The organism is Streptomyces sp. NBC_00322 (assembly GCF_036147535.1).
Classification (GTDB): domain Bacteria; phylum Actinomycetota; class Actinomycetes; order Streptomycetales; family Streptomycetaceae; genus Streptomyces.
In genome coordinates this window covers 7634933-7656443 of record NZ_CP108019.1, presented here as the reverse complement: position 1 = coordinate 7656443, position 21511 = coordinate 7634933, and the positions used below count along the sequence as shown (strand labels likewise).

General features: G+C 70.0%; 23 protein-coding genes. 10 read left to right on the top strand and 13 right to left on the bottom strand.

Annotated features, from left to right (window positions below):
• The first annotated feature begins 197 nt into the window (after positions 1-197).
• Positions 198-1184, top strand: a complete 987-nt coding sequence (locus tag OG905_RS35045) for a LacI family DNA-binding transcriptional regulator (RefSeq protein ID WP_328680714.1) — start codon at positions 198-200, stop codon at positions 1182-1184.
• Here the strand turns inward: OG905_RS35045 and OG905_RS35040 are convergent.
• From OG905_RS35040 to OG905_RS35015, 6 genes are all read right to left on the bottom strand, one after another.
• On the bottom strand, positions 1170-2951 hold the full coding sequence (locus OG905_RS35040; protein ID WP_328680712.1) for a serine/threonine-protein kinase: 1782 nt from the start codon (positions 2949-2951) through the stop codon (positions 1170-1172). The genes OG905_RS35045 and OG905_RS35040 overlap by 15 nt on opposite strands.
• Before the next feature lie 71 nt (positions 2952-3022).
• A complete protein-coding gene (locus OG905_RS35035) occupies positions 3023-4321 on the bottom strand; it encodes a DUF6986 family protein (protein ID WP_328680710.1) in 1299 nt (432 codons plus the stop codon).
• 153 nt (positions 4322-4474) lie between these two features.
• Positions 4475-5437: an electron transfer flavoprotein subunit alpha/FixB family protein gene (locus OG905_RS35030; RefSeq protein ID WP_328680708.1), complete on the bottom strand. Its 963-nt coding sequence runs from the start codon at positions 5435-5437 to the stop codon at positions 4475-4477.
• A 58-nt stretch (positions 5438-5495) separates the two neighbouring features.
• On the bottom strand, positions 5496-6281 hold the full coding sequence (locus tag OG905_RS35025; RefSeq protein WP_328680706.1) for an electron transfer flavoprotein subunit beta/FixA family protein: 786 nt from the start codon (positions 6279-6281) through the stop codon (positions 5496-5498).
• A gap of 189 nt (positions 6282-6470) precedes the next feature.
• Entirely contained in the window at positions 6471-6977 is a 507-nt protein-coding gene (locus tag OG905_RS35020; RefSeq protein ID WP_328680704.1) for a flavin reductase family protein, read from the bottom strand.
• Between the two features lie 198 nt (positions 6978-7175).
• Positions 7176-7589: a TlpA family protein disulfide reductase gene (locus OG905_RS35015; RefSeq protein WP_328680703.1), complete on the bottom strand. Its 414-nt coding sequence runs from the start codon at positions 7587-7589 to the stop codon at positions 7176-7178.
• Positions 7590-7664: 75 nt separating this feature from the next.
• Between OG905_RS35015 and OG905_RS35010 the strand changes: the two genes are divergently transcribed.
• Together OG905_RS35010 and OG905_RS35005 are read left to right on the top strand one after the other, a co-directional pair.
• The gene (locus OG905_RS35010) at positions 7665-8081 is read left to right on the top strand and encodes a DUF4395 domain-containing protein (RefSeq protein WP_328680702.1); all 417 of its coding nucleotides are present in this window, start codon (positions 7665-7667) and stop codon (positions 8079-8081) included.
• A 160-nt stretch (positions 8082-8241) separates the two neighbouring features.
• Positions 8242-8964: a lysophospholipid acyltransferase family protein gene (locus tag OG905_RS35005; protein ID WP_328680700.1), complete on the top strand. Its 723-nt coding sequence runs from the start codon at positions 8242-8244 to the stop codon at positions 8962-8964.
• A 4-nt stretch (positions 8965-8968) separates the two neighbouring features.
• On the opposite strand, the gene OG905_RS35000 is transcribed toward OG905_RS35005, so the two are convergent.
• The 5 genes from OG905_RS35000 to OG905_RS34980 form a co-directional block, all read right to left on the bottom strand.
• Positions 8969-9670 carry a B3/B4 domain-containing protein gene (locus OG905_RS35000; protein WP_328680698.1) on the bottom strand — a complete coding sequence of 234 codons (702 nt, stop codon included), beginning with the start codon at positions 9668-9670 and terminating at the stop codon, positions 8969-8971.
• Between the two features lie 13 nt (positions 9671-9683).
• On the bottom strand, positions 9684-10262 hold the full coding sequence (locus tag OG905_RS34995) for a transglutaminase-like domain-containing protein (RefSeq protein WP_328680696.1): 579 nt from the start codon (positions 10260-10262) through the stop codon (positions 9684-9686).
• Positions 10263-10340: 78 nt separating this feature from the next.
• A complete protein-coding gene (locus tag OG905_RS34990) occupies positions 10341-11411 on the bottom strand; it encodes a threonine aldolase family protein (protein WP_443044106.1) in 1071 nt (356 codons plus the stop codon).
• Positions 11408-12163: an SDR family NAD(P)-dependent oxidoreductase gene (locus tag OG905_RS34985; RefSeq protein WP_328680694.1), complete on the bottom strand. Its 756-nt coding sequence runs from the start codon at positions 12161-12163 to the stop codon at positions 11408-11410. The genes OG905_RS34990 and OG905_RS34985 overlap by 4 nt, the downstream gene beginning before the upstream one ends.
• Positions 12164-12189: 26 nt before the next feature.
• Entirely contained in the window at positions 12190-13587 is a 1398-nt protein-coding gene (locus tag OG905_RS34980) for a DUF6421 family protein (RefSeq protein WP_328680693.1), read from the bottom strand.
• Positions 13588-13932: 345 nt separating this feature from the next.
• Between OG905_RS34980 and OG905_RS34975 the strand changes: the two genes are divergently transcribed.
• The gene (locus OG905_RS34975; protein ID WP_328680692.1) at positions 13933-14616 is read left to right on the top strand and encodes a glycerophosphodiester phosphodiesterase; all 684 of its coding nucleotides are present in this window, start codon (positions 13933-13935) and stop codon (positions 14614-14616) included.
• A gap of 6 nt (positions 14617-14622) precedes the next feature.
• Here the strand turns inward: OG905_RS34975 and OG905_RS34970 are convergent, their stop codons facing one another.
• Positions 14623-15174 (bottom strand): GNAT family N-acetyltransferase, encoded by a 552-nt coding sequence (locus tag OG905_RS34970; RefSeq protein ID WP_328680691.1) that lies wholly within the window; start codon positions 15172-15174, stop codon positions 14623-14625.
• A 314-nt stretch (positions 15175-15488) separates the two neighbouring features.
• On the opposite strand from OG905_RS34970, the gene OG905_RS34965 reads away from it, so the two are divergent.
• The 6 genes from OG905_RS34965 to OG905_RS34940 all read left to right on the top strand — a co-directional run bounded on the left by OG905_RS34965 (position 15489) and on the right by OG905_RS34940 (position 19883).
• A complete protein-coding gene (locus tag OG905_RS34965; RefSeq protein WP_324989184.1) occupies positions 15489-15875 on the top strand; it encodes a VOC family protein in 387 nt (128 codons plus the stop codon).
• Positions 15876-15994: 119 nt separating this feature from the next.
• Complete coding sequence (locus OG905_RS34960) at positions 15995-16540, top strand: DUF5134 domain-containing protein (protein ID WP_328680689.1); 546 nt, start codon at positions 15995-15997, stop codon at positions 16538-16540.
• A 109-nt stretch (positions 16541-16649) separates the two neighbouring features.
• A complete protein-coding gene (locus OG905_RS34955; RefSeq protein WP_328680687.1) occupies positions 16650-17585 on the top strand; it encodes a M56 family metallopeptidase in 936 nt (311 codons plus the stop codon).
• A gap of 34 nt (positions 17586-17619) precedes the next feature.
• A complete protein-coding gene (locus OG905_RS34950; protein ID WP_328680686.1) occupies positions 17620-18306 on the top strand; it encodes a phosphatase PAP2 family protein in 687 nt (228 codons plus the stop codon).
• A gap of 19 nt (positions 18307-18325) precedes the next feature.
• Complete coding sequence (locus tag OG905_RS34945) at positions 18326-19021, top strand: HAD family hydrolase (RefSeq protein ID WP_328680684.1); 696 nt, start codon at positions 18326-18328, stop codon at positions 19019-19021.
• 193 nt (positions 19022-19214) lie between these two features.
• On the top strand, positions 19215-19883 hold the full coding sequence (locus tag OG905_RS34940) for a TetR/AcrR family transcriptional regulator (RefSeq protein ID WP_328680682.1): 669 nt from the start codon (positions 19215-19217) through the stop codon (positions 19881-19883).
• Here OG905_RS34940 and OG905_RS34935 read toward each other — a convergent pair.
• A complete protein-coding gene (locus OG905_RS34935; protein WP_328680680.1) occupies positions 19856-21370 on the bottom strand; it encodes an LVIVD repeat-containing protein in 1515 nt (504 codons plus the stop codon). The two genes, OG905_RS34940 and OG905_RS34935, sit on opposite strands and share 28 nt — an antisense overlap.
• Positions 21371-21511 lie beyond the last annotated feature (141 nt).

Genomic DNA, 21511 nt, shown 5'->3' with positions numbered 1-21511 from the left:
CCATGGGAGCTGTCGGACCTGCGGGTTCGGTAACAGTCTCCATTCCCCTGACAACGTTGTCCAGGGCCTATGCTCGACGCCACACCCTCGCACACCCGACGACGACAGGACAGCGCACTGTGGCCGAGACCGACCATCCCCTGGCATCGGCCGGGCGCCCCAGAGGCCCCGAGCCCCGCTACGGCAATCGGCCCACCATGAAAGATGTCGCCGCCCGGGCGGGCGTAGGCCTCAAAACGGTCTCCCGGGTGGTCAACGGCGAACCTGGTGTCACCCCCGACACCGAGCGCCGGGTGCAGGAGGCCATCGAATCCCTGGGTTTCCGCCGCAACGACAGCGCGCGCGTCCTGCGCAAGGGCCGCACCGCCTCCATCGGGCTCGTCCTCGAAGATCTCGCCGACCCCTTCTACGGCCCGCTCAGCCGCGCCGTCGAGGAGGTCGCCCGCGCGCACGGCGCGCTGCTGATCAACGGTTCCAGCGCCGAGGACCCGGACCGCGAGCAGGAGCTGGTGCTCGCGCTGTGCGCCCGTCGGGTCGACGGGCTGATCGTGATTCCCGCAGGTCATGACCACCGCTATCTGGAGCCCGAGATCAAGGCCGGCATAGCGACGGTGTTCGTGGACCGGCCGCCCGGTCAGATCGACGCCGATGTGGTGCTCTCCGACAGCTTCGGCGGCGCCCGCGCGGGCGTGGCCCATTTGATCGCGTACGGACACCGCCGTATCGGCTTCATCGGCGACCAGCCCCGTATCCACACGGCCGTCGAGCGGCTGCGCGGCTATCGCGCCGCCATGGAGGACGCCGAGCTCACGGTGGACGACTCATGGGTGTCGCTGGGCTCCACCGCGCCGGAGCGGGTGCGAGCCGCCGTGGCCGCGATGCTGACCGGTCCCGACCCGGTCACCGCGATCTTCGCGGGCAACAACCGGGTGACGGTGACGGCGGTACGGGCGCTGGCCGAGCGCGAGCGGCCGGTCGCCCTGGTCGGCTTCGACGACATCGAGCTGGCCGATCTGCTGGGCATCACGGTCATCGCCCAGGACGCCGCGACGCTGGGACGTACCGCGGCCGAGCGGCTGTTCCGGCGTCTCGACGGTGCGGACGACGCGCCCTCGCAGGTGGCGCTGGAGACGGTGCTGATCGCGCGCGGCTCGGGCGAGATCCCGCCGTCAGCAGACGGGTAGGCCGGGCACCGGCTGGTCGTTGTCGCCGCCCTTGATGTAGACGTCGCTGACGAAGACATTGGCGTTTCCGCTGTCGTCGTCGGTCTTGGCCCACCAGACGTTCGTCCACTGACCGTAGGTCTCGCGGCGGCCCAGATTCTGCTGGCAGTAGAAGTAGTTGGTTCCCGCGTTCAGCGTGCCCACCCTGGTGCCGGACGCCGTGTACGAGTTCGCGGTGCGCCAGACCTCGCAGTTGTACTTCCCGCCGCCGATCGCGTGGCAGGCTGCCGCCGGGGTCGGGTCCGGCCCGCCGCCGGTCGACGAACCGCCGCCCGTGGTCGTGGTGCTGGAGCCGCCCGTAGCGCTGGAGCCGCCGGTCGACCCGCCGGTGGTGCCCGAGGATCCCCCGGTGGCCGAACTGCCGCCCGTGGTACCGGAGTCGGAACCTCCGGAGACCGTGCCCGGCGCCGGCGGCTTCGCTGACGGCGAGGCCGACTTGGTGGCGCCCTTGTCGGTGGGCTTGCCGCTCGGGCTCTGCTTCCCGTTCGTGGGGCTCCCGCCGGGCTCCCCGGGTGCGCTGGAGCTGGCGGCCGGGCTCTCGCCCCGGCCGCCCGCGAGCTCGCTGCCCTTGGTGCCGTCCCCGCCCCGGTCGACGAGGGCGTACGTCACGCCCCCACCGGCGAGCAGGACGGCGAGCACTCCGGCGGCGACCAGGGCCCGCGCCCGACCACGGCCGCCGGACGCGGCAGCGGGGGCATGCGCAACTGCAGCGGCGGCAGGCTGCGGTGGGGCCTGCGGCACGGCGGGACCGAAGCCCTCGGGCCGGTGCGGCATCGCGTTGAGCTCGGTCGGCACCCGGGTCGACGGGTCCGGCGCCGGCGGCACCACGGATCCGAGCGACACGGTCGATGTGCCCGTGTCCTGACCCCCGGCCACCGCAGTCAGCAGGCGGGCCGCGGTGTCCGCGTCGGGTCGCCGCGCCGGGTCCTTGTGCATCAGCTGCCGCAGTACCGGTGCGAGCGCCGCGGCCCGGCGCGGCTCGGGCAGCGGATCCACGACGATGGCGTTCAGCGTCGACCAGGTGGAGGTGCCGCGGAACGGGGCGGAGCCCTCGACAGCCGCGTACAGGGTCGCGCCCAGTGCCCAGATGTCGGAGGCCGGTCCGGGCTCCTGACCTTGGGCGCGTTCGGGCGCCAAGTAGTCGAGCGAGCCGACCAGTTCGCCGCTGCGTGTCAGATGGGTGGTGGAACCGTCGCCCGGGTCGTCCATCGCGGCGATGCCGAAGTCGGTGAGCACCACACGGCCTCCCCCATAGCCTTCGGCATGGGAGGTACCCCCACCTTCGAGCAGCACATTGCCGGGCTTGACGTCGCGGTGCAGCACGCCGGCGCGATGGGCGGCGCCCAGCGCCTCCAGCACCCTGGCGCCGATGGCGGCGGCCTCGCGCGCGTCGATGACGCCGCGTTCGCTCAGCACATCGTCCAGCGAGGGCCCGTCGATGAGCTCCATGACGATGACCGGACGGCCCTGGTGCTCGGCGACGTCGTGGACAGCGATGACCCCGGGGTGGCGTACGCGCGCGGCGGCGCGGGCCTCGCGCTGCATACGCACTGTCAGGTCGGCCAGTTCGGGGCCCGAGGAGTCGGTGTAGGTGCGCAGTTCCTTGACGGCGACCTCACGGCCGAGCACCTCGTCGAAGGCCCGCCACACGACGCCCATGCCGCCGCGGCCCAGCTGTTCGATCACCCGGTAGCGGCCGGCGAGCCGCTCGTTCTCCCCCGAAGACACCGCTGCCCCGATCCTGTTGCGACTGTGGTCGCGTACAGACTAGGGGTCAGCGGTGACGGCTCCAGCGGCTGTTACTTGGCTGTGGCAGTGAGGTCTCCGCGGCGCGGCGCGGCGAATCCGTCCAGATCGGCACGGGTCAGACCGGTGAGCCTGGCCACTTCGGCGGTGTCGAGGGCGCCGCAGTCGATGCCGCGCAGCAGATAGCTGCTCAGCGCCTTGGCGGTGGCGGGCTCGTCCATGACGTCGCCGCCCGCGTGGTTGGCGTAGGCACAAAGGCGTGCCGCGGCCTGCTCGAAGCCCTCTCGGTAGAAGGCGAACACGGCGGCGTAGCGGGTCGGCAGATGGCCGGGGTGCATGTCCCAGCCCTGGTAGTAGGCGCGGGCCAGCGCGCGGCGGGTCAGGCCGTAGTGCAGCCGCCAGGCGTCGTGGACCTTCTCGGTGGTGCCGACCGGCAGGACGTTGGTGGAGCCGTCCGACACGCGTACGCCGGTGCCCGCGGCGGCGACCTGCATGACGGCCTTCGCGTGGTCGGCGGCCGGGTGGTCGCTGGCCTGGTAGGCGGCGCTGACGCCGAGGCAGGCGCTGTAGTCGAAGGTGCCGTAGTGCAGTCCGGTGGCCCGGCCCTCGGCGGCGTCGATCATCCGGGCCACGGCCGCGGTCCCGTCGGCCGCGAGGATGGACTGGCTGGTCTCGATCTGGATCTCGAAACCGATGCGCCCCGCGTCCAGGCCGCGGGCCTTCTCGAAGGCTTCGAGCAGCCGGACGAACGCGGTCACCTGCTCCGGGTACGTCACCTTGGGCAGCGTGAGCACGAGTCCGTCGGGCAGGCCGCCGGCCTCCATCAGGCCGGTGAGGAAGATGTCGAGGGTGCGGATGCCGCGCTCGCGTACGGCGGCCTCCATGCACTTCATACGGATGCCCATGTACGGGGCGGCGGTGCCGTTCCGGTACGCCCCGGTGATCAGCCGGGCGGCGCGGGCGGCGTGCGCGTCCTCCTCGGCGTCGCCGCGGCCGCCGTAGCCGTCCTCGAAGTCGATGCGCAGATCCTCGATGGGCTCGCGCGCCAGCTTGGCCCGCACGCGGTCGTAGACAGGCGCGGCGAGTTCGTCGGAGAGGCCGAGGACGGCGGCGAAGGACGCGGCGTCCGGGGCGTGCTCGTCGAGCGCGGCCAGCGCCTGGTCGCCCCAGGAGCGGATGCTGTCGGCGGCAAAGGCGTCGCCGGGTACGTAGACGGTGTGGACAGGCTGGCGTGTGCCGGGGTCTCCCGGGTAACGGCGGGCGAGCTCCGCATCCACCGGCGCGAGGGAGGCGCTGATGCCCTCGCTGACCGCGCCGGCGAGGCTCGTTGCCACCTTCTCCTGCTGACCCATCCCGTACCCTCCAGTTTTCCGCTCCACGGAATCAACAATCCGTATAGCGAAGTTAATAGGCGGTGACGACCTGCGTCAATGGTCGCCCGAATGACGGCGGGGCCGCGCGGTGACCAGCACCGCGCGGCCCCGGCCGCTCAGGACATGCGCAGGTCAGCCCTTGCGGCTGTTGACCTCTTCGGTCAGCTGCGGGACGACCTCGAACAGGTCGCCGACCACGCCGTAGTCGACCAGGTCGAAGATCGGGGCCTCGGCGTCCTTGTTGATGGCCACGATGGTCTTCGAGGTCTGCATACCGGCCCGGTGCTGGATCGCGCCGGAGATGCCGGAGGCGACGTACAGCTGCGGGGAGACCGACTTGCCGGTCTGGCCGACCTGGTTGGAGTGCGGGTACCAGCCGGCGTCCACCGCGGCACGCGAGGCGCCGACGGCGGCACCGAGCGAGTCGGCCAGCGCCTCGATGATGTGGAAGTTCTCGGCGCCGTTGACGCCACGGCCGCCGGAGACCACGATCGCGGCCTCGGTCAGCTCGGGGCGGCCGGTCGACTCGCGCGGGGTGCGGGAGACGACCTTGGTGCCGGTGGCCTTCCCGGAGAAGGAGACCGCGAGGGCCTCGACGGTGCCCGCGGCCGGAGCGGCCTCCACGGCGGCCGAGTTCGGCTTGACCGTGATGACCGGAGTGCCCTTGGAGACACGGGACTTGGTGGTGAAGGAGGCGGCGAACGCGGACTGCGTGGCCACCGGGCCCTCGTCGCCGGCCTCGAGGTCCACGGCGTCGGTGATGATGCCGGAGCCGATACGGACCGCGAGGCGGGCCGCGATCTCCTTGCCCTCGGCGGAGGACGGGACGAGCACGGCGGCCGGGGAGACGGCCTCGTACGCGGCCTGCAGCGCGTCCACCTTCGGCACGACGAGGTAGTCGGCGAACTCGGGGGCGTCGGCGGTCAGCACCTTGACCGCGCCGTGCTCGGCGAGGGCGGGGGCGGTGGCCTCGGCGCCGGAGCCGAGGGCGACGGCGACCGGCTCGCCGATGCGGCGGGCCAGGGTCAGCAGCTCAAGGGTGGGCTTGCGGACGGCGCCGTCCACGTGGTCGACGTAGACGAGAACTTCAGCCATGGGATTGCTCTCCTGCGAATGCGAAGTGTCTGGGGGCGGTTGGGGAAGTGGCCGAAGCTCAGATGAACTTCTGGCTCGCGAGGAACTCTGCGAGCTGCTTGCCGCCCTCGCCCTCGTCCTTGACGATCGTGCCGGCAGTGCGGGCCGGACGCTCGGCCGCCGCGTCCACCGCGGTCCAGGCGCCCTCGAGGCCGACCTCGTCGGCGTCGATCTCGAGGTCCTCCAGGTCCAGGGACTCCACCGGCTTCTTCTTGGCCGCCATGATGCCCTTGAAGGACGGGTAGCGGGCCTCGCCCGACTGGTCCGTCACGGACACGACGGCCGGCAGGGACGCCTCGAGCTGCTCGCTCGCGGTGTCACCGTCACGACGGCCCTTGACGACGCCGTCCTCCACCGAGACCTCGGAGAGCAGCGTGACCTGCGGGACGCCCAGCCGCTCGGCGAGGATCGCCGGGAGGACACCCATGGTGCCGTCCGTCGATGCCATACCGGCGATGACCAGGTCGTAGCCGGTCTTCTCGATCGCCTTGGCGAGGACCAGCGAGGTGCCCATGACGTCGGAGCCGTGCAGGTCGTCGTCCTCGACGTGGACGGCCTTGTCGGCACCCATGGACAGCGCCTTGCGCAGGGCGTCCTTGGCGTCCTCGGGACCGACGGTCAGCACGGTGATCTCCGCGTCGTCCGCCTCGTCGGCGATCTGCAGCGCCTGCTCGACCGCGTACTCATCCAGCTCCGACAGCAGGCCGTCGACGTCGTCGCGGTCGACGGTCAGGTCATCGGCGAAGTGCCGGTCGCCGGTGGCGTCGGGCACGTACTTCACACAGACAACGATCCTCAAGCTCACGCCGGCTCTCCTACTGCATCGTCTCTATTGAGCTGCCTTCTGTTGGCAGCATAGGCGCCTTACTGGGCGGATCCCGGTCGGGGCTGGCCGCGCACCGAACGAAATATTACTCGTCAGTACACCTAGCTCTTTCCCCATATGCAAGCGCTTAGTGCTGTGACCTTGCCAACGCTGCGTAACCGGAAACCCTTAGTCCCTGAGGGCGTTGAAGCGTCCTTGGTGATAGAGCAGCGGACGGCCGGCTCCCACGGGGTCGCCGACGACGGCCTCGGCGATCACGATGCGATGGTCCCCGGCCGGGACACGGTTGATGATCCGGCACACCAGCCAGGCCAGTACGCCGTCGAGAACGGGCACGCCTTCGGGGCCGGCGCGCCAGGAGGTCGCCGGACCGAAGCGGTCGGCGCCGCTGCGGGCGAAGGTGGCGGCCAGATCGTGCTGGTGCTCGCCGAGTATGTGTACGCCTATGTGCTCGGCCCGGGCGATGATCGGCCAGCTGGAGGACGAGGCCCCCACCCCGAAGGAGATCAACGGGGGCTCGGCGGCTACCGAGTTGAGAGAGGTGGCGGTGAATCCGACGGGGTTCTCACCCTGGGCGGTGATCACCGCGACGCCCGCGGCGTGCTGCCGGAAGACGGAGCGGAGCAGGTCGGGAGATGCCAGCTGAGGAGTGCCGAGTTCGGGCGAAGCCGTCATGGAGTTGGCCTTCTGGAGGGATGCGAGTAGGGCGGCGGTGGCTGTTCACACAGCCGGACAGCGCGCGCTCGCGTTCCGGGCCAGGTCCACATGAGCCCGCCCGTAGAGAAGGAGTTCTGAAGGCACTGCGTCAGCGTGACGATGCATGGCGGGTGCAGTCAAGCGCGTTCCACGATGTGCGACACGTGTCACGGGGCGTCACACCGCATGCCCCAGTGCGGCGATGACGTCCACCTTGCGGGGCTGGCCCGACGCGCGGGTGACGATACGGCCGTCCGCGTCGAGCACCAGCACGGTCGGCGTCTTGAGAATGCCGAGCTCCCGTACCAGCGCGAGCCGCTCCTCCGCGTCGATCTCGACATGGGTAACTCCGTCGACCATGCCGGCGATTTCGCTGAGCGTGCGCCGGGTGGCCCGGCACGGCTGACAGAAGGCGCTGGAGAACTGCACGAGCGTCGCCCGCTCCCCGAGCCCGGCACCCAGTTCGTCAGCGCCGAGCCGTCTGCCGGCATCCCGTCCGCGCACCTTCAGCCTCCCGCCGCTGCGTCGCTGCCACACGCCGAAGGCGCTCGCCGCCGCGAGCACCACCGCGCACACCACCAGTCCGGTCATCCCAGACTCCAGCATTCACGAGACTGCAAAGATTCCCGCACCGCTCCCGCCCAACAGCTGCGCGATGCTGTGGCCATGGACATCGACGCCAGGGGGCCGCGTTTCGGGGCCGCCGTCACCACGGTCGTACTCGCCGCCGTTCTCGTCAGCGGGAGCGGCATCCTGCTCGCCTGGCAGGCGCTGTGCTTCGCCGCGGGGGCGCTGTTCGGTGTGCCGCGTTCTCCGTACGGATGGCTCTTCCGCACCGCAGTACGCCCCAGGCTCGGGCCGCCGGCCGAACTCGAGTCCCCGGCGCCGCCGAGGTTCGCCCAGGCCGTGGGGCTGGCGTTCTCGCTGACCGGCCTGGCCGGCTATGTCTGGGGGCCTGCGTGGCTGGGGCTCGCGGCCACCGGATGCGCACTCGCCGCCGCGTTCCTCAACGCCGTATTCGGGTACTGCCTGGGGTGTGAGCTGTTTCCGCTGCTGCGCCGCGCGGCGCCTGTCCGGTCATGATGTGACAAGAAGGACGTGAGAAGAATCTCGCGCGCCCAAGGCCCCAGGACTGGTCAGCACGCCGCGCATGGGGCACGATCTGCCCAATGCCGAAAACCTACGGCTGCGTAACTTCCGCCGGGAGAACCCTCCCCGGGCACAACAGAAGGGTCTTCTCCAGATGGCAGAGCTCGTCTATCGGCCGGTCATCGGCGCCGCTCGAACCATGTTCAAGGCGCTGGACCTGAAGATCGACACTCAGGGTTCGGAGAACATCCCGCGCTCGGGCGGCGCTGTGCTCGTGAGTAACCACATCAGCTACCTGGACTTCATCTTCACCGGCCTCGCGGCGCTCCCCCAGAAGCGCCTGGTGCGCTTCATGGCGAAGGAGTCGGTCTTCCGGCACAAGATCTCCGGCCCGCTGATGCGCGGAATGAAGCACATCCCGGTGGACCGCAAGCAGGGCGAGCAGGCCTACGCGCACGCGCTGGACTCGCTGCGCGCCGGCGAGATCATCGGCGTGTTCCCCGAGGCCACGATCTCGCAGTCGTTCACCCTCAAGTCCTTCAAGTCGGGTGCGGCCCGCCTCGCCCAGGAGGCCGGCGTACCGCTGATCCCGATGGCGCTGTGGGGCACTCAGCGGATCTGGACCAAGGGCCGCCCGCGCAACTTCAAGCGCAGCCACATCCCGGTGACGATCCGAGTGGGCGAGCCGCTGGAGGCTCCCGCCGACCAGTACGCGGGCGCGATCACGCGCCGGCTGCGCGAGCGGGTGCAGGAGCTTCTGGAAGCGGCGCAGCGCGCCTATCCCGTACGCCCCAAGGACGCGAGCGACACCTGGTGGGTGCCCGCGCACCTCGGGGGTACGGCTCCGACGCCCGCCGAGGTCCGCGAGGCGGGTTGAGACGTCACACCTGGGGCTGGGGCGGGTGGACCGTGATCCGCGCCCCGGGACTCAGCTTCTCCAGCGACTCGGCGAGTTCGGCGGCTGCGGCCCCGAGCTCGCCGATCGTCATGGGGGCCATGGACTCCAGAAGGAACAGCGCGTTCACGGACTGTTCGGTGAGCCGGGTCCGTACGCCCTGACGCCAGTTCCAGCGCCGGCAGGTGACGCCCTCGTCGTCGCACCAGACGACCTCGCCCGCCTCCGGATGCTCCACGGTCTCCTCGCCGCCCGCGACGGTGACGAACGGCTCATCGCCCGTGGCGCGCAGCAGCCTCATCCCGCCCTTGATGTGGTCGGTGTCCTCGCCGCCGACCGGGATCAGATGGGCCACGCTGACCGCGTTGTAGGCGTCGACCAGCAGATTGATCCGCGGCAGGCCGCCGTCCGCGAGCGCGCGCCTCGCGAGCGCCTCGGCGGAGTTACGGGTGCGCGACGGCTTGGCGCCGAAGGCGGCGTACGCCTCGCGCCAGGCGGCGATGTGCGGGTCCTCGTGCGGGGCGCGCGAGCCGAGCCGCTCTGCGAGCCTGCGGGCGGCGTCGTCGAGGAGCGCCGAACTGTCCGCGCTGCTGGGCCCGTTGACCAGACCGCGGGCCTCGACGGCGACGTGGGTGAAGCCGGGCGCGACCGCCCGGACCTCGTCGGACACGGTGAGCGTGAGCGTCATGGTTCTTCGTGCCTCACAGTTCGGCTGGGTACAGGGTCCACAGGGTGTCCTGGTCGGACGCCGCCCTGAGGGCGTCGAGCACGGCCGGGTGCGGTACATCATAGAGCACCGGATAGTTCATCTCATTGGACTCAGGCTCCACCTCATAGGCGAGACGCTCCCGCTCGAGCGAGAACTGCGCGTCGATTCCGGCCTTGTTGCCCCGGGGGTCCACCCGCGCCCACCGCTCCCTGCCGGGAAGCTTCAGCGCGACCAGACCGTGGACGACGTTCAGGCGCTGGTAGCACAAGGCGGCGGGGATGGACCCGGCGCGCAGCAGGGCGACGAGCGCGTGGGACTTGGCACAGCAGATGCCGGTGCGCTGCGCGAGGACGTCGGATGCACGCCAGGGGACGCGCATGTCCCCCGTGTCGCAGGAGTGCGGAATGGCATCCCGCACGAACTCGAAGGCCGCTTTCGCGTATGAGTATGCGTCGAGCGTATCGACTTTCAAGTCGGCCGCGGTCTCCCGAACCAGCGGGTGCCCATGGTCGACGACCTCATCGGCGGCCAGATAGGCCGAGATTTGGGGTACGTTCTGGATCAGCTCCATGTTCGCCGACCCTAAGGAAGTGGCCGGCCGGAAGTCAATGACTTTCCGGTCGGCCACATACCCATGCAATTGCTCGACTCAGCGGGCCATCTCTTCCTTCAGAGCCTGGACGAAGGAGTCGACGTCCTCCTCGGTGGTGTCGAAGGAACACATCCAGCGGACATCGCCGGCCGCCTCGTCCCAGAAGTAGAAGCGGAAGCGCTTCTGCAGCCGCTCGCTCACATCGTGCGGCAGACGCGCGAAGACGGCGTTGGCCTGGACGGGATGAAGGATCTCCACACCGTCCACGGTGCGTACGCCGTCGGCCAGCCGCTGGGCCATGGCGTTGGAGTGCCGGGCATTGCGCAGCCACAGATCACGGGCGAGGAGCGCCTCCAACTGCACCGATACGAAACGCATCTTGGAGGCCAGCTGCATCGACAGCTTCCGCAGATGCTTCATATGACTCACGGCGTCCGGGTTGAGGACCACCACGGCCTCGCCGAACAGCATGCCGTTCTTGGTGCCGCCGTAGGACAGGACGTCGACGCCGACGGCGTTGGTGAAGGCGCGCATCGGCACATCCAGCGACGCGGCCGCGTTGGCTATCCGGGCCCCGTCGAGATGGACCTTCATGCCGTGCCCGTGGGCGTGGTCGACGATCGCCCGGATCTCCTCCACCGTGTAGACCGTGCCCAGTTCGGTGTTCTGGGTGATCGACACGACCTGCGGCATCGCCCGGTGCTCGTCGTCCCAGCCCCACGCCTGCCGGTCGATGAGCTCGGGCGTGAGCTTGCCGTCCGGCGTCGGTACGGTCAGCAGCTTCAGCCCGCCCATCCGCTCCGGCGCGCCGCCCTCGTCGACGTTGATGTGCGCCGACTCGGCACAGATCACCGCGCCCCAGCGGTCCGTGAGCGCCTGGAGCGCCGTGACGTTCGCGCCGGTGCCGTTGAAGACCGGGAAGGCCTCGGCCGTCGGGCCGAAGTGGCTGTGCATGACCCGCTGGAGGTGCTCGGTGTACGCGTCCTCACCGTACGCGACCTGGTGACCACCGTTGGCGAGCGCGAGCGCAGCCAGGATCTCGGGGTGGGCGCCGGCGTAGTTGTCGCTGGCGAAGCCCCGTACCGCTGGGTCGTGATGACGTCGGGCGTCGGTCTTCGGCGGTGTCACGGCTTGGGGGTCAGCCACAGGCGCTGTCCATTCGCTTCCCGGGCGGGCCGGTCCCAGACTCCGGCGATGGCCTCGGCCAGTTCAGCCACGTCCGTGAAGCCCGCGAATTTCGCGTTCGGGCGCTCGGCGCGCATGGCGTCGTGCACGAGTGCCTTGACGATCAGGATGACAGCAGCGGCCGCCGGGCCGTCCTCGCCCCCCGCCTTGCGGAAGGCGTCGCCGAGGGCGAGCGTCCAGGCCTCGGCTGCGGCCTTGGAGGCGGCGTAGGCGGCGTTGCCCTCGGTGGGGTTGGTCGCCCCGGACTGGCTGACCAGTACGAAGCGGCCCCTGTCGCTGCGCTGCAGCGGCTCCTGGAAGGCAAGGGAGGTGTGCTGGACCGTACGGATCAGCAGCTTCTCCAGGAAGGTCCAGTCGGCCAGTTCGGTCTCGGCGAAGGTGGCACTGCCGCGCCAGCCGCCGACGAGATGGACCAGGCCGTCGATGCGGCCGAACTCCTTCTCGGTCTGGTTCACCCAGTCGCGCGTCGCGGCCAGGTCGAGCAGATCGACCGTGTCGCCGGTGACGGTCGCCCCGCCGTGCGAGTACCGGGCGGCGTCGACCGCCTCGGCAAGGCGGGCTGTGTCCGCGTCGGAGGCCACGACGATCGCCCCGGCGTCGGCGAGCTTGAGCAGGGTGGCGCGGCCCGCAGGACCGGCCGCTCCGGCCACCGCGATCACGGCACCGTCCAGCGCCCCGTTGCCGTTCGTGTTCATAGACCTGGCCTCCTGGGTACGAGTGCTCACGCGGCTGCCTGCTCGACGCTCGCCGCGGTGATCCCCTTGGTGGAGGCGATCACGTTCTTCAGCTTCTTGGAGAGCGCCTCATAGAACATGCTGAGCGGAAACTCGTCAGGAAGCACGTCGTCGACAAGTTTGCGCGGCGGCTGCGTCAGATCGAGAGCATCGGGACCCTTGGCCCAGCGGGAGCCGGGGTGCGGCGCGAGGTACGTCGAGACCAGGTCGTACGCGGCGAACCAGTGCACGAGCTTGGGACGGTCGATGCCGTCGCGGTAGAGCTTCTCGATCTCGGCGCAGAGTTCGTTGGTGACCTGCGGGGCGCGGTCCCAGTCGATCTTCAGCTTGTTGTCGGTCCAGCGCACCACTTCGTGCTTGTGGAGGTACGCGAAGAGCAGCTGGCCGCCGAGACCGTCGTAGTTGCGCACCCGGTCGCCGGAGACCGGGAAGCGGAACATCCGGTCGAAGAGCACCGCGTACTGCACGTCGCGGCCGTGCCCGTTGCCCTCGGCCTCCAGTTTCACGGCCTCCTTGAAGGCGGTGAGGTCGCAGCGCAGCTCCTCCAGGCCGTACATCCAGAACGGCTGGCGCTGCTTGATCATGAAGGGGTCGAAGGGCAGGTCGCCATGGCTGTGGGTGCGGTCGTGGACCATGTCCCAGAGCACGAAGGCCTGCTCGCAGCGCGACTGGTCGGCGACCATCTCGCTGATGTCCTCGGGGAGTTCGAGACCGAGGACGTGCACGGCCTCCTCGGTGACGGCGCGGAAGCGGGCCGCCTCGCGGTCGCAGAAGATGCCGCCCCAGGTGAAGCGCTCGGGGGCCTCGCGCACGGCGATCGTCTCCGGGAAGAGCACCGCGGAGTTGGTGTCGTAGCCCGCGGTGAAGTCCTCGAAGGTGATGCCGCAGAAGAGGGGGTTGTCGTAGCGGGTGCGCTCGAGCTCGGCGAGCCACTCGGGCCAGACCATGCGCAGCACGACCGCTTCGAAGTTGCGGTCCGGGTTGCCGTTCTGCGTGTACATGGGGAAGAGGACCAGGTGCTGCAGTCCGTCGACACGGCCGGCGGCCGGCTGGAAGGCGAGCAGTGAGTCCAGGAAGTCGGGGACGGTGAAGGAGCTGTCGGCCCACTTGTGCAGATCGGCGACGAGCGCGCGGTGGTAGGCGGCATCGTGCGGCAGCAGTGGGGACAGCTCTTCCACGGCGTCGATCACGCGGTCGAGCGCGGCTTCCACGGTGACCCGGGCGGGGGCGCCACCGGCGTCGAAGTCGATCGAGCCGTCCTTGGACTGCCAGGGGCGGATCTCCTCGACGGCACTCTTGAGCTTCGGCCAGGCCGGGTGCTCCATCACCGGGGCAGCATTCGGTATGCCCCCTACTGCTGGATCCTGCACAAGAATTTCCGTCATGTCACTTCCTCCACAGGAGAACCTCGCGTCAAGACACCGTATCTGTGCATGGTTCTCCCGTACAAGTGAAGCTTTGGGAAATTATCCTGCCCCACCACATGATCACCGGAGGTTTTGCGGCGAGCGCCCGTCAACCCGGGCATGACGCGCCCACGGGCGGGTGACACGGTTCACGCCGCTGCGGCGCCGACGGGCCCCCAGGCGGCGCGGTGGGCAGAGCGGAGCACTCCACTCCCCCGCGCGCGAGCGGTTCCATCGCGCAGGCGGGCCATTAGGCTGCGAGCTTGCCGTGCGGCTGCCGGGATGCGCCGCGCGGGAGCCGCAGTCGACGGAAGCGAGAGAATCTTGACTTTCCTCACCATCGGTCATCGCGGGGTCATGGGCGTCGAGCCGGAGAACACCCTGCGCTCCTTCATCCGTGCCGAACAGTCCGGCATGGACGCCATCGAACTGGATCTGCATCTCAGCAAGGACGGCGCGCTCGTCGTCATGCACGACGCGGACGTGGACCGTACGACCGACGGAAACGGACCGATCGCCGACAAGACCCTCGCCGAGCTGCGGGAGCTCGACGCGGGCGGGGGCGAGCGGGTGCCGGTCTTCGACGAGGTCCTCGACGCCGTACGGGCCCCCCTCCAGGTGGAGATCAAGGATGTGGCCGCCGCCCGGGTGCTCGCGGAGGTGATGCTCCGCCGCGATCTCGTCCACCGTGTCGAGGTGTCCTCCTTCCACGACGACGCGATCGCCGAGATCGCGGGCATGGTGCCGGGCGTACGGACCGTGCTGGTCGCCAGCCGCTGGGGCGCCGACATCGCTGACCGCGCGAAGACCGTCGGCGCTGCCGCGCTCGCGCTGAACATCCGCAGGCTGACCCTGGAGACCGTCGAGCACGCGCACGCCGAGGGACTTCAGGTCATCGGCTGGGTCGTGAACACCCAGGACCATCTGCGGCTGGTGCGCGCCCTCGAACTCGACGGCGCGACCACCGACTTCCCCGAGATCCGGCGCACCGGCCGCTTCACGGCCTGAAGCCCTCTACGGCAGGTCCTTCACCAGGAGCTCGAAGGCGAGATCGTCGCGCTGCGGGATGCCGAAGCGCTCGTCGCCGTACGGGAAAGGGGTCAGCTTTCCCGTACGGCGGTAACCGCGCCGCTCGTACCAGGCGATCAGCTCGTCCCGTACCGAGATCACGGTCATGTGCATCTCGCTCACACCCCAGCGCTCGCGCGCACTGCGCTCCGCCTCGGCGATGATCCGCCGGCCGAGGCCCCCGCCCTGCAGCCCGGGGCGGACGGCGAACATACCGAAGTAGGCGGCCTCGCCGCGGTGTTCGAGCTGGCAGCAGGCGATCAGCTCACCGTCGCGCTCCACGACGAGCAGGGTGCTGCCGGAGGCGGTGATGACCTCAAGGACGCCTTCCGGGTCGGTGCGCCGGCCGTCGAGTATGTCCGCCTCGGTGGTCCAGCCGGTCCGGCTCGCGTCACCTCGGTACGCGGACTCGATCAGCGGGACGAGCGCCGGCACATCGGCCTCGACCGCGTCACGGTAGGTGAGCTCGCCGGAGTCCCGGAGTGGTGCGGTGTCCATGAGGTGGGCTCCCCTCTCGACTGTCTACAGGTGTCCCGAGACTAACCCGGCCCTCCTGATCCAGGCCCTGTCCGGCCGATCTTGCCGGGCTCGTCGACCGGAAGGACCTAGGGCCTGTCGTTGGGATCAGGCCGGATCAGTGAGCGGGGTCTGGTGCGTGCGATCGCAAGGCGGAGGAAGGAGCCCACGCGGAGCGTCGGCGACTGACGCAACGCAGCATGGGGGCACCTCCCGTGCCCGAAGGGCTACGGGGGAGTGCGTGCCAGGGCACGCGAGCCCGGCAAGATCCAAACGACAGGCCCTAGGGTTCGGCCATGGTTCATGTGCTCAGCAGCCGGATCCTCCTGCGCCCCGCCGACCCCGAGCGGTCCCGGCGTTTCTACGGGCAGACGCTCGGCCTGCCGGTCTACCGCGAGTTCGGCACCGGCCCCGAGCGGGGCACGGTCTACTTCCTCGGCGGCGGTTTTCTGGAGGTGTCGGGGCGCTCGGCGGACGCTCCGTCACCAACCGTGCGGTTGTGGCTCCAGGTCGAGGACGCGGCCGCCGTGCACGCCGAGCTCTCCGGGCTCGGCGTCGAGGTGCTGCGGCCGCCGGTGCGTGAGCCGTGGGGGCTGATCGAGATGTGGATCGCCGACCCGGACGGGCACCGGATCGCGATCGTCGAGGTCCCCGCCGATCATCCGCTGCGCCATCGCCCCTGACGGCCGCGTGCGCCCGCTCGCACCACCGTCCATGCTCCCTGCGCACCCCCGTGCGCTCGCGTAGGCCTCTCAGGAGCCGGGCATCGACCCCTTGACGCCGTCTGAGGGGGAGGTACGCCGTGCACGGACCCGCGGTGTCCGGCTGGCTGCTCGTGACCCTGTGCGGGGCGACCGGCGCCTACTGCCTGGTGCGGATGCGCAGTTGCTCCGGCCAGGCGCGCGAGGCGGCCGGCGGCGATGCCCTGATGGGGCTGGGGATGGCGGCGATGGCGGTGCCGGCTGCCGTGTTCGCGCTGCCCCGGTGGGTGTGGGTGATGTACGCGACGGTGTTCGGCGCCGCCGCGCTGCGCGCCCTGTTGCCCTCCCGACGCGGCACCCACCATCTGCACCATCTCGTCGGCTCGCTCGCGATGGTCTATATGGCGGTGGCCATGCCGTCCGGCGCCGCTCACGCCGGGCATCCGGCCGCCGGAATCCCGCTGCTCACCGGCGGACTGCTGGCGTACTACACCATGTACGTCTTGCGCTCGGGCGTCCGGCTGGTGCCCCTGGCACCCCCCGCGGGCGGTGCGGCAGCCATCCCCTGGGGTGACCGTCCCGAACTGGCGCCGGCCTGCAGGCTCGCGATGGGCCTCGCCATGCTGGCGATGCTGCTCACACTCTGAGTCTCGCCTCTGTGAGCCTCCGCGGGCACACGGGACCGAAACCGTGTCGTACGTCACTTGGGACCCGCGGCCATACCCGCAGGTAGCCCCGCGCTCATAGGCTGACACCATGTTGGTCTCCCTCGTGCTGCTGGCTCTCGGCGCACTGGCCGCCGTCGTGGCACCGCGACTCGTGTCGCGCGCCGACTGGCCGGAGCGGGAGCCCGTGGTGGCACTGTGGGTCTGGCAGTGCGTGGTGGCGGCCGTACTGCTCTGCTTCGCCCTCTCCATGACCTTCAGCGCGGCAGCGGCCTGGCAGCTCGTACGCGGCCAGGTCTTCGCGTCCGCGCCGCACCGCGTGATGGAGGCGTACGCCCTCGGCGCGGGGGAACCGTACTCCGCCGTCCTCGCCGTGATCCTGGCCGCCTGCGGGCTGTGGACCGGCGCAATGCTCACCCGGGAGATCTACCGGTCCCGTGTCCGGCGCAAGCGGCGGCGCACGGAACTGCTCGTGCGCTCCCCCCTGATGCCGGGCGAGGAACCGGGCAGCGAACCGCTCGTCGTCCTCGAGGGCGAGCGGCCCGACACCTGGTGGCTGCCGGGAGCGGCGCCCCAACTGGTCATCACCACGGCCGCGTTGCGTCGACTGAAGGGCCGCCGGCTCGATGCCGTACTGGCGCACGAGCAGGGGCACGCGCGAGCCAGGCACGACTGGCTGCTGCACTGTTCCGCCGCGCTCGCATGCGGCTTTCCGCAGATCCCGGTGTTCGCGGCGTTCCGCGACGAGATGCACCGCCTGGTCGAGCTGGCTGCCGACGATGTCGCCTCCCGGCGCTTCGGCCGGCTGACGATCGCGCTGGCACTGGTCGAACTCAACGAGGACCGTGGGGTGTTCGGGCCCTGCCCCACCCCGGACGCCCAGCTGCCGCAGCGGGTGAACCGGCTGCTCACGCCGGTGCCGCGGCTGACCGCGGGCCGGCGGCTGCGGCTGACGGCGGCCGCCGCGCTGGTTCCGGTGGTCCCGCTCCTGGTGGCATTCGTGCCCGGACTGCGCGCGCTGGGATAGCCGTACGCGGCCGTCGGCGGCGAAGATCTTCCCCATGCACCTCCCGCGCCCAGCACACCCCACCCCACCGGCGCCCGTCCCGTTCTCGGCAGCCGCCCGTGCGGCCGCGGTGTTCGGCGCCCTCGCGGCGCTGCTGCTGACCCTGGTCGCGATCTCGTGGGCGCCCCTCATCTCCTTCGACCGGGCGATCGCGGACGCACTGCACCGTTCGGCGGTGGCCGAGCCGGGGCTGACCCGGGTCAACCGGGTGCTCACGGACTGGGTGTGGGACCCGTGGACGATGCGTGCGCTGATCGCCGTCGCGGTCCTGTGGCTGCTGTGGCGCAGACAGTGGCTGCTCGCCGCGTGGATCGCGCTGACGAGCGCGGTGGGCACCCAAGTCCAGCAGGGGCTCAAGGCCGCCGTCGGCCGCGAGCGGCCGCGGTGGTCCGATGCGGTCGACACGGCGCACTACGCGGCCTTCCCCTCGGGCCATGCGATGACGGCCATGGTCAGCTGCGGGCTGCTGCTGTGGCTGCTCAGGCGGTACGGAGGCCGGGGCCTGCTCTGGAAGGTGAGTGTCGTGGCCGCGGCCGTGTCCGTCGCAGGGGTGGGTTTCACCCGGCTCTACCTCGGCGTGCACTGGCCCTCCGACGTACTCGGCGGCTGGCTGCTCGGCGCCTGCTGGGTGGCCCTTGCCATCGCGGCGTACGAGCGTGTGGTCTTGTCCCGGGAACGCTGATCCCGGAAGGATCGCGGTCATGGCGATCAAGGGTGTGCTCTTCGACTTCTCCGGAACCCTCTTTTGTATCGAGCCGGTGCGGGACTGGCTGCAGACGGTCCTGGACGAACGCGGCAGCCGTCTGTCCGAGGCCGAACTGGCCCGGTACGCCGAGCAGTTGGCGGCCGCCGGGGCGCTGCCGGGCGGTTCGTACCCGCAGCGGATGCCCTCCCACCTTGCCGAACTGTGGGCGACCCGCGACGAGAGCGCGGAGCGGCACCGCGCCGCCTACACCGGGCTCGCCCGCCAGGTGGCGCTGCCCGACCCGGGTCTGTACGACGCGCTCTACGAACGTCATATGACACCCGCCGCCTGGCGCCCCTACCCCGACGCGGCCGAGGTGCTGCGCACGCTGCGGGAGCGGGGCGCGGGCATCGCGGTGGTCAGCAACATCGGCTGGGACCCGCGGCCCGTCTTCCGTGCCCATGGCCTCGACCCGTGGGTGGACGCGTATGTGCTGTCGTACGAGCACGGAGTACAGAAGCCGGACGTACGGCTCTTCCGCGCGGCCTGCGAGAAACTGGGCCAGGACCCGGCCGATGTCCTGATGGTCGGCGACGACCGGCGCGCGGACGGCGGGGCCGCGGATCTGGGATGCGCTGTCCACTTCGTGGACCATCTTCCGGTCGAGGAGCGGCCGGCGGGCCTGCGCCCGGTACTCGGACTCGTGGAGTGAAAGGGCCACAGGATCACGAAAGGCGACAAAACGGCCCACAGGAGCACTCTGAAGACACGCCAAAGCCACCCGAACCGGACGATCCCCCGCGTCGCCCGGTTCGGGCAGCACCGCCGCTGATCAGGCCCTGAAAGCCTCCCAGCGGGACACGTTGAGTATACTGGCTCGGAGCCAGTCAACGCAGGAGTTAAGCATGTCCCCGCGGAGCGCATCGGTCAATGAAGAGCTTCGTCGGCGTTCCCGGGAGCGGCTTCTCCAGGCAACCGTGGAGCTGGTCGGAGAGCGCGGATACGAAGCCACGACGCTCGGCGACATCGCCGACAGAGCGGGCTCGGCGCGCGGCCTGGTCTCGTACTACTTCCCGGGCAAACGACAGCTCCTGCAGTCGGCCGTGCATCGCCTGATGCATCTCACCCTCGATGCGGCACTGGAGCGCGAGCCCCGCACCGACGACGGACGGGAGCGGCTGGCGCGGGCGATCGACGGGATTCTCGGGCTTGCGGTCGACCATCCCGTACTGATGCGTACGCACATGTCGGGGGTGCTGCAGGCCGACGGGTTCAGGCAGTGCCCGGAGCAGCAGCGGCTGGCGGCGCTGCTGCGCGACACGGTGGAGCGGTACGGATCGCAGAACGTCGAGGTCGACTATCCGCTGCTGCGGGCGCTGCTGATGGGGGCGGTCTTCGCAATCCTGCTGCCCGGCGTGCCGATGCCGCCGTCGCGGCTGCGCGCGGAGCTGTTCCAGCGCTACGGGCTGGAGTGGGAACTCGGCGTTCCGCCGGACGACGAGCCGCCCGGCGGAACACTTGATGACACCGTTCTCGAGCCGCTTGCTCAGTCGCGGTCGAAGTCGTCGAAGTAGTCGGGCTGGGTCTGGACATTGAGCTCGTCCATCCGCACCCGCTTCGCCGGATCCGTCCGCCGGTCGTCGAGCTTCAGCACGTCGAAGCCCTTGGCGATGTCGTTCGAGTAGATGTAGCCGTTGTAGTAGTACGCCGACCAGGAGCCGCCGGTCACCATCGTGTCCGCGCTGAGCGGGCCACGCTCGAAGTAGGCGATCTCCTTGGGCTTGCTGGAGTTGGTGAAGTCCCACACGGAGACGCCACCCTGGTACCAGGCCTGGACCATGATGTCGCGGCCCTTGACCGGGATCAGCGAGCCGTTGTGGGCGACGCAGTTCTCGGTGTCCGCCTGGTGCCGGGGGATCTTGTAGTAGCTGCGGAAGACGAGCTTGCGGTTCTCGCCCCTGCCGACGATGTCGTAGATGCCGTCGGCGCCGCGGTTCGGACCGATCGCGGCGTTGCAGGTGGCCGCGCCGCCGCCGCCGAGCTCGTCGGTGAAGATGACCTTGTTGGCCTTCTGGTTGAAGGTCGCCGAGTGCCAGAACGCGAAGTTCACATTGTCCTGCACCTGGTCGATGACCTTCGGGTGCTCCGGATCCTCGATGTCGAACAGGATGCCGTCACCCATGCAGGCGCCGGCGGCCAGGTCCTTGGAGGGGAGCACCGTGATGTCGTGGCAGCCGGTGGTCTTGGAAACGCCCGGGTTGGTGGGTGAGCCGGGGTTTCCGCCGCCGTCGGGGCCCTCGCCCGGGAAGAGCACCGGGAAGTTGACGACGGCCGCCTTCTCGGGGGCCCTGCGCGGCACCTTGATGACGGAGATCCCGTCGTGCGGCGGCTGGCAGTCCGGGAAGGTGGCGTTGGGCGAGTACGAGGCCACGTAGATGTAGACGTTGCGGCGCTTCGGCACCAGGGTGTGCGTGTGGGAGCCGCACGCGGTCTCGACTGCCGCGACGTACTTCGGGTTGCGCTTGTCGCTGATGTCGAAGATCTTCATGCCCTCCCAGGACGACTTCTCCGTCGCGGGCTGCGTGGTGCTGCTGCAGGAATTGTCGCTGCGCGAGGAGTCGGTGGAGAGGAAGAGCAGGTCGCCGGAGACGGTGACGTCGTTCTGCGATCCCGGGCACAGGACCTGCGCGACCGTCGTGGGGGCCTTCGGGTTGCTGATGTCGAAGATCCGGAAGCCGTCGTAGTTGCCCGCGTAGGCGTACTTGCCCTGGAAGGCCAGGTCCGAGTTGGTGCCCTTGAGGGCGTCCTTGGGGATGTTGACGAGGTGTTCGATGTTGTCGCTGTGGACGACCGCGTCCACAGGGGGTATCTCGCCGCTCGCGATGGCCGACTTGGTATCGGCGGCCTGCTCCGATGAGATCGCTGCCTGGGCGGGGGTGTCCCCAGGGTCCGGCGTGGCGGCCGCGGGTCCGGCCGTCAGCAGGGTGGCGAGGAGCCCGGCCGCGGCTGCCGCCACGCCCAGCCGTCTGCGCCGCACTCGGGTGGTGTGCAACAGGGTCACTGCGTGTCCTCCCTTGTATCCGTTCGCAGTTGAACGGTTCACGGACCCCGGCAGTATGTTCCTTTCCATGTACATCTCAACAGATGGCAACAGAGACGTAATGAAAGTTTTTGATCATCCGCGTGCGGAAGAGTGCTAAGA

Bases quoted from the DNA above. Each gene is read 5' to 3' on its own strand.
- OG905_RS34955 (WP_328680687.1), top strand. From the start codon at position 16,650: ATGTTGGTCTCCCTCGTGCTGCTGGCTCTCGGCGCACTGGCCGCCGTC.
- OG905_RS35020 (WP_328680704.1), bottom strand. From the start codon at position 6,977: ATGACGGCTTCGCCCGAACTCGGCACTCCTCAGCTGGCATCTCCCGAC.
- OG905_RS34950 (WP_328680686.1), top strand. From the start codon at position 17,620: ATGCACCTCCCGCGCCCAGCACACCCCACCCCACCGGCGCCCGTCCCG.
- OG905_RS35005 (WP_328680700.1), top strand. From the start codon at position 8,242: ATGGCAGAGCTCGTCTATCGGCCGGTCATCGGCGCCGCTCGAACCATG.
- OG905_RS35030 (WP_328680708.1), bottom strand. From the start codon at position 5,437: ATGGCTGAAGTTCTCGTCTACGTCGACCACGTGGACGGCGCCGTCCGC.
- OG905_RS34970 (WP_328680691.1), bottom strand. From the start codon at position 15,174: ATGGACACCGCACCACTCCGGGACTCCGGCGAGCTCACCTACCGTGAC.
- OG905_RS35015 (WP_328680703.1), bottom strand. From the start codon at position 7,589: ATGACCGGACTGGTGGTGTGCGCGGTGGTGCTCGCGGCGGCGAGCGCC.
- OG905_RS34995 (WP_328680696.1), bottom strand. From the start codon at position 10,262: ATGGAGCTGATCCAGAACGTACCCCAAATCTCGGCCTATCTGGCCGCC.
- OG905_RS35000 (WP_328680698.1), bottom strand. From the start codon at position 9,670: ATGACGCTCACGCTCACCGTGTCCGACGAGGTCCGGGCGGTCGCGCCC.
- OG905_RS34980 (WP_328680693.1), bottom strand. From the start codon at position 13,587: ATGACGGAAATTCTTGTGCAGGATCCAGCAGTAGGGGGCATACCGAAT.
- OG905_RS35035 (WP_328680710.1), bottom strand. From the start codon at position 4,321: ATGGGTCAGCAGGAGAAGGTGGCAACGAGCCTCGCCGGCGCGGTCAGC.
- OG905_RS34965 (WP_324989184.1), top strand. From the start codon at position 15,489: ATGGTTCATGTGCTCAGCAGCCGGATCCTCCTGCGCCCCGCCGACCCC.
- OG905_RS34985 (WP_328680694.1), bottom strand. From the start codon at position 12,163: ATGAACACGAACGGCAACGGGGCGCTGGACGGTGCCGTGATCGCGGTG.
- OG905_RS34940 (WP_328680682.1), top strand. From the start codon at position 19,215: ATGTCCCCGCGGAGCGCATCGGTCAATGAAGAGCTTCGTCGGCGTTCC.
- OG905_RS35010 (WP_328680702.1), top strand. From the start codon at position 7,665: ATGGACATCGACGCCAGGGGGCCGCGTTTCGGGGCCGCCGTCACCACG.
- OG905_RS35045 (WP_328680714.1), top strand. From the start codon at position 198: ATGAAAGATGTCGCCGCCCGGGCGGGCGTAGGCCTCAAAACGGTCTCC.
- OG905_RS34945 (WP_328680684.1), top strand. From the start codon at position 18,326: ATGGCGATCAAGGGTGTGCTCTTCGACTTCTCCGGAACCCTCTTTTGT.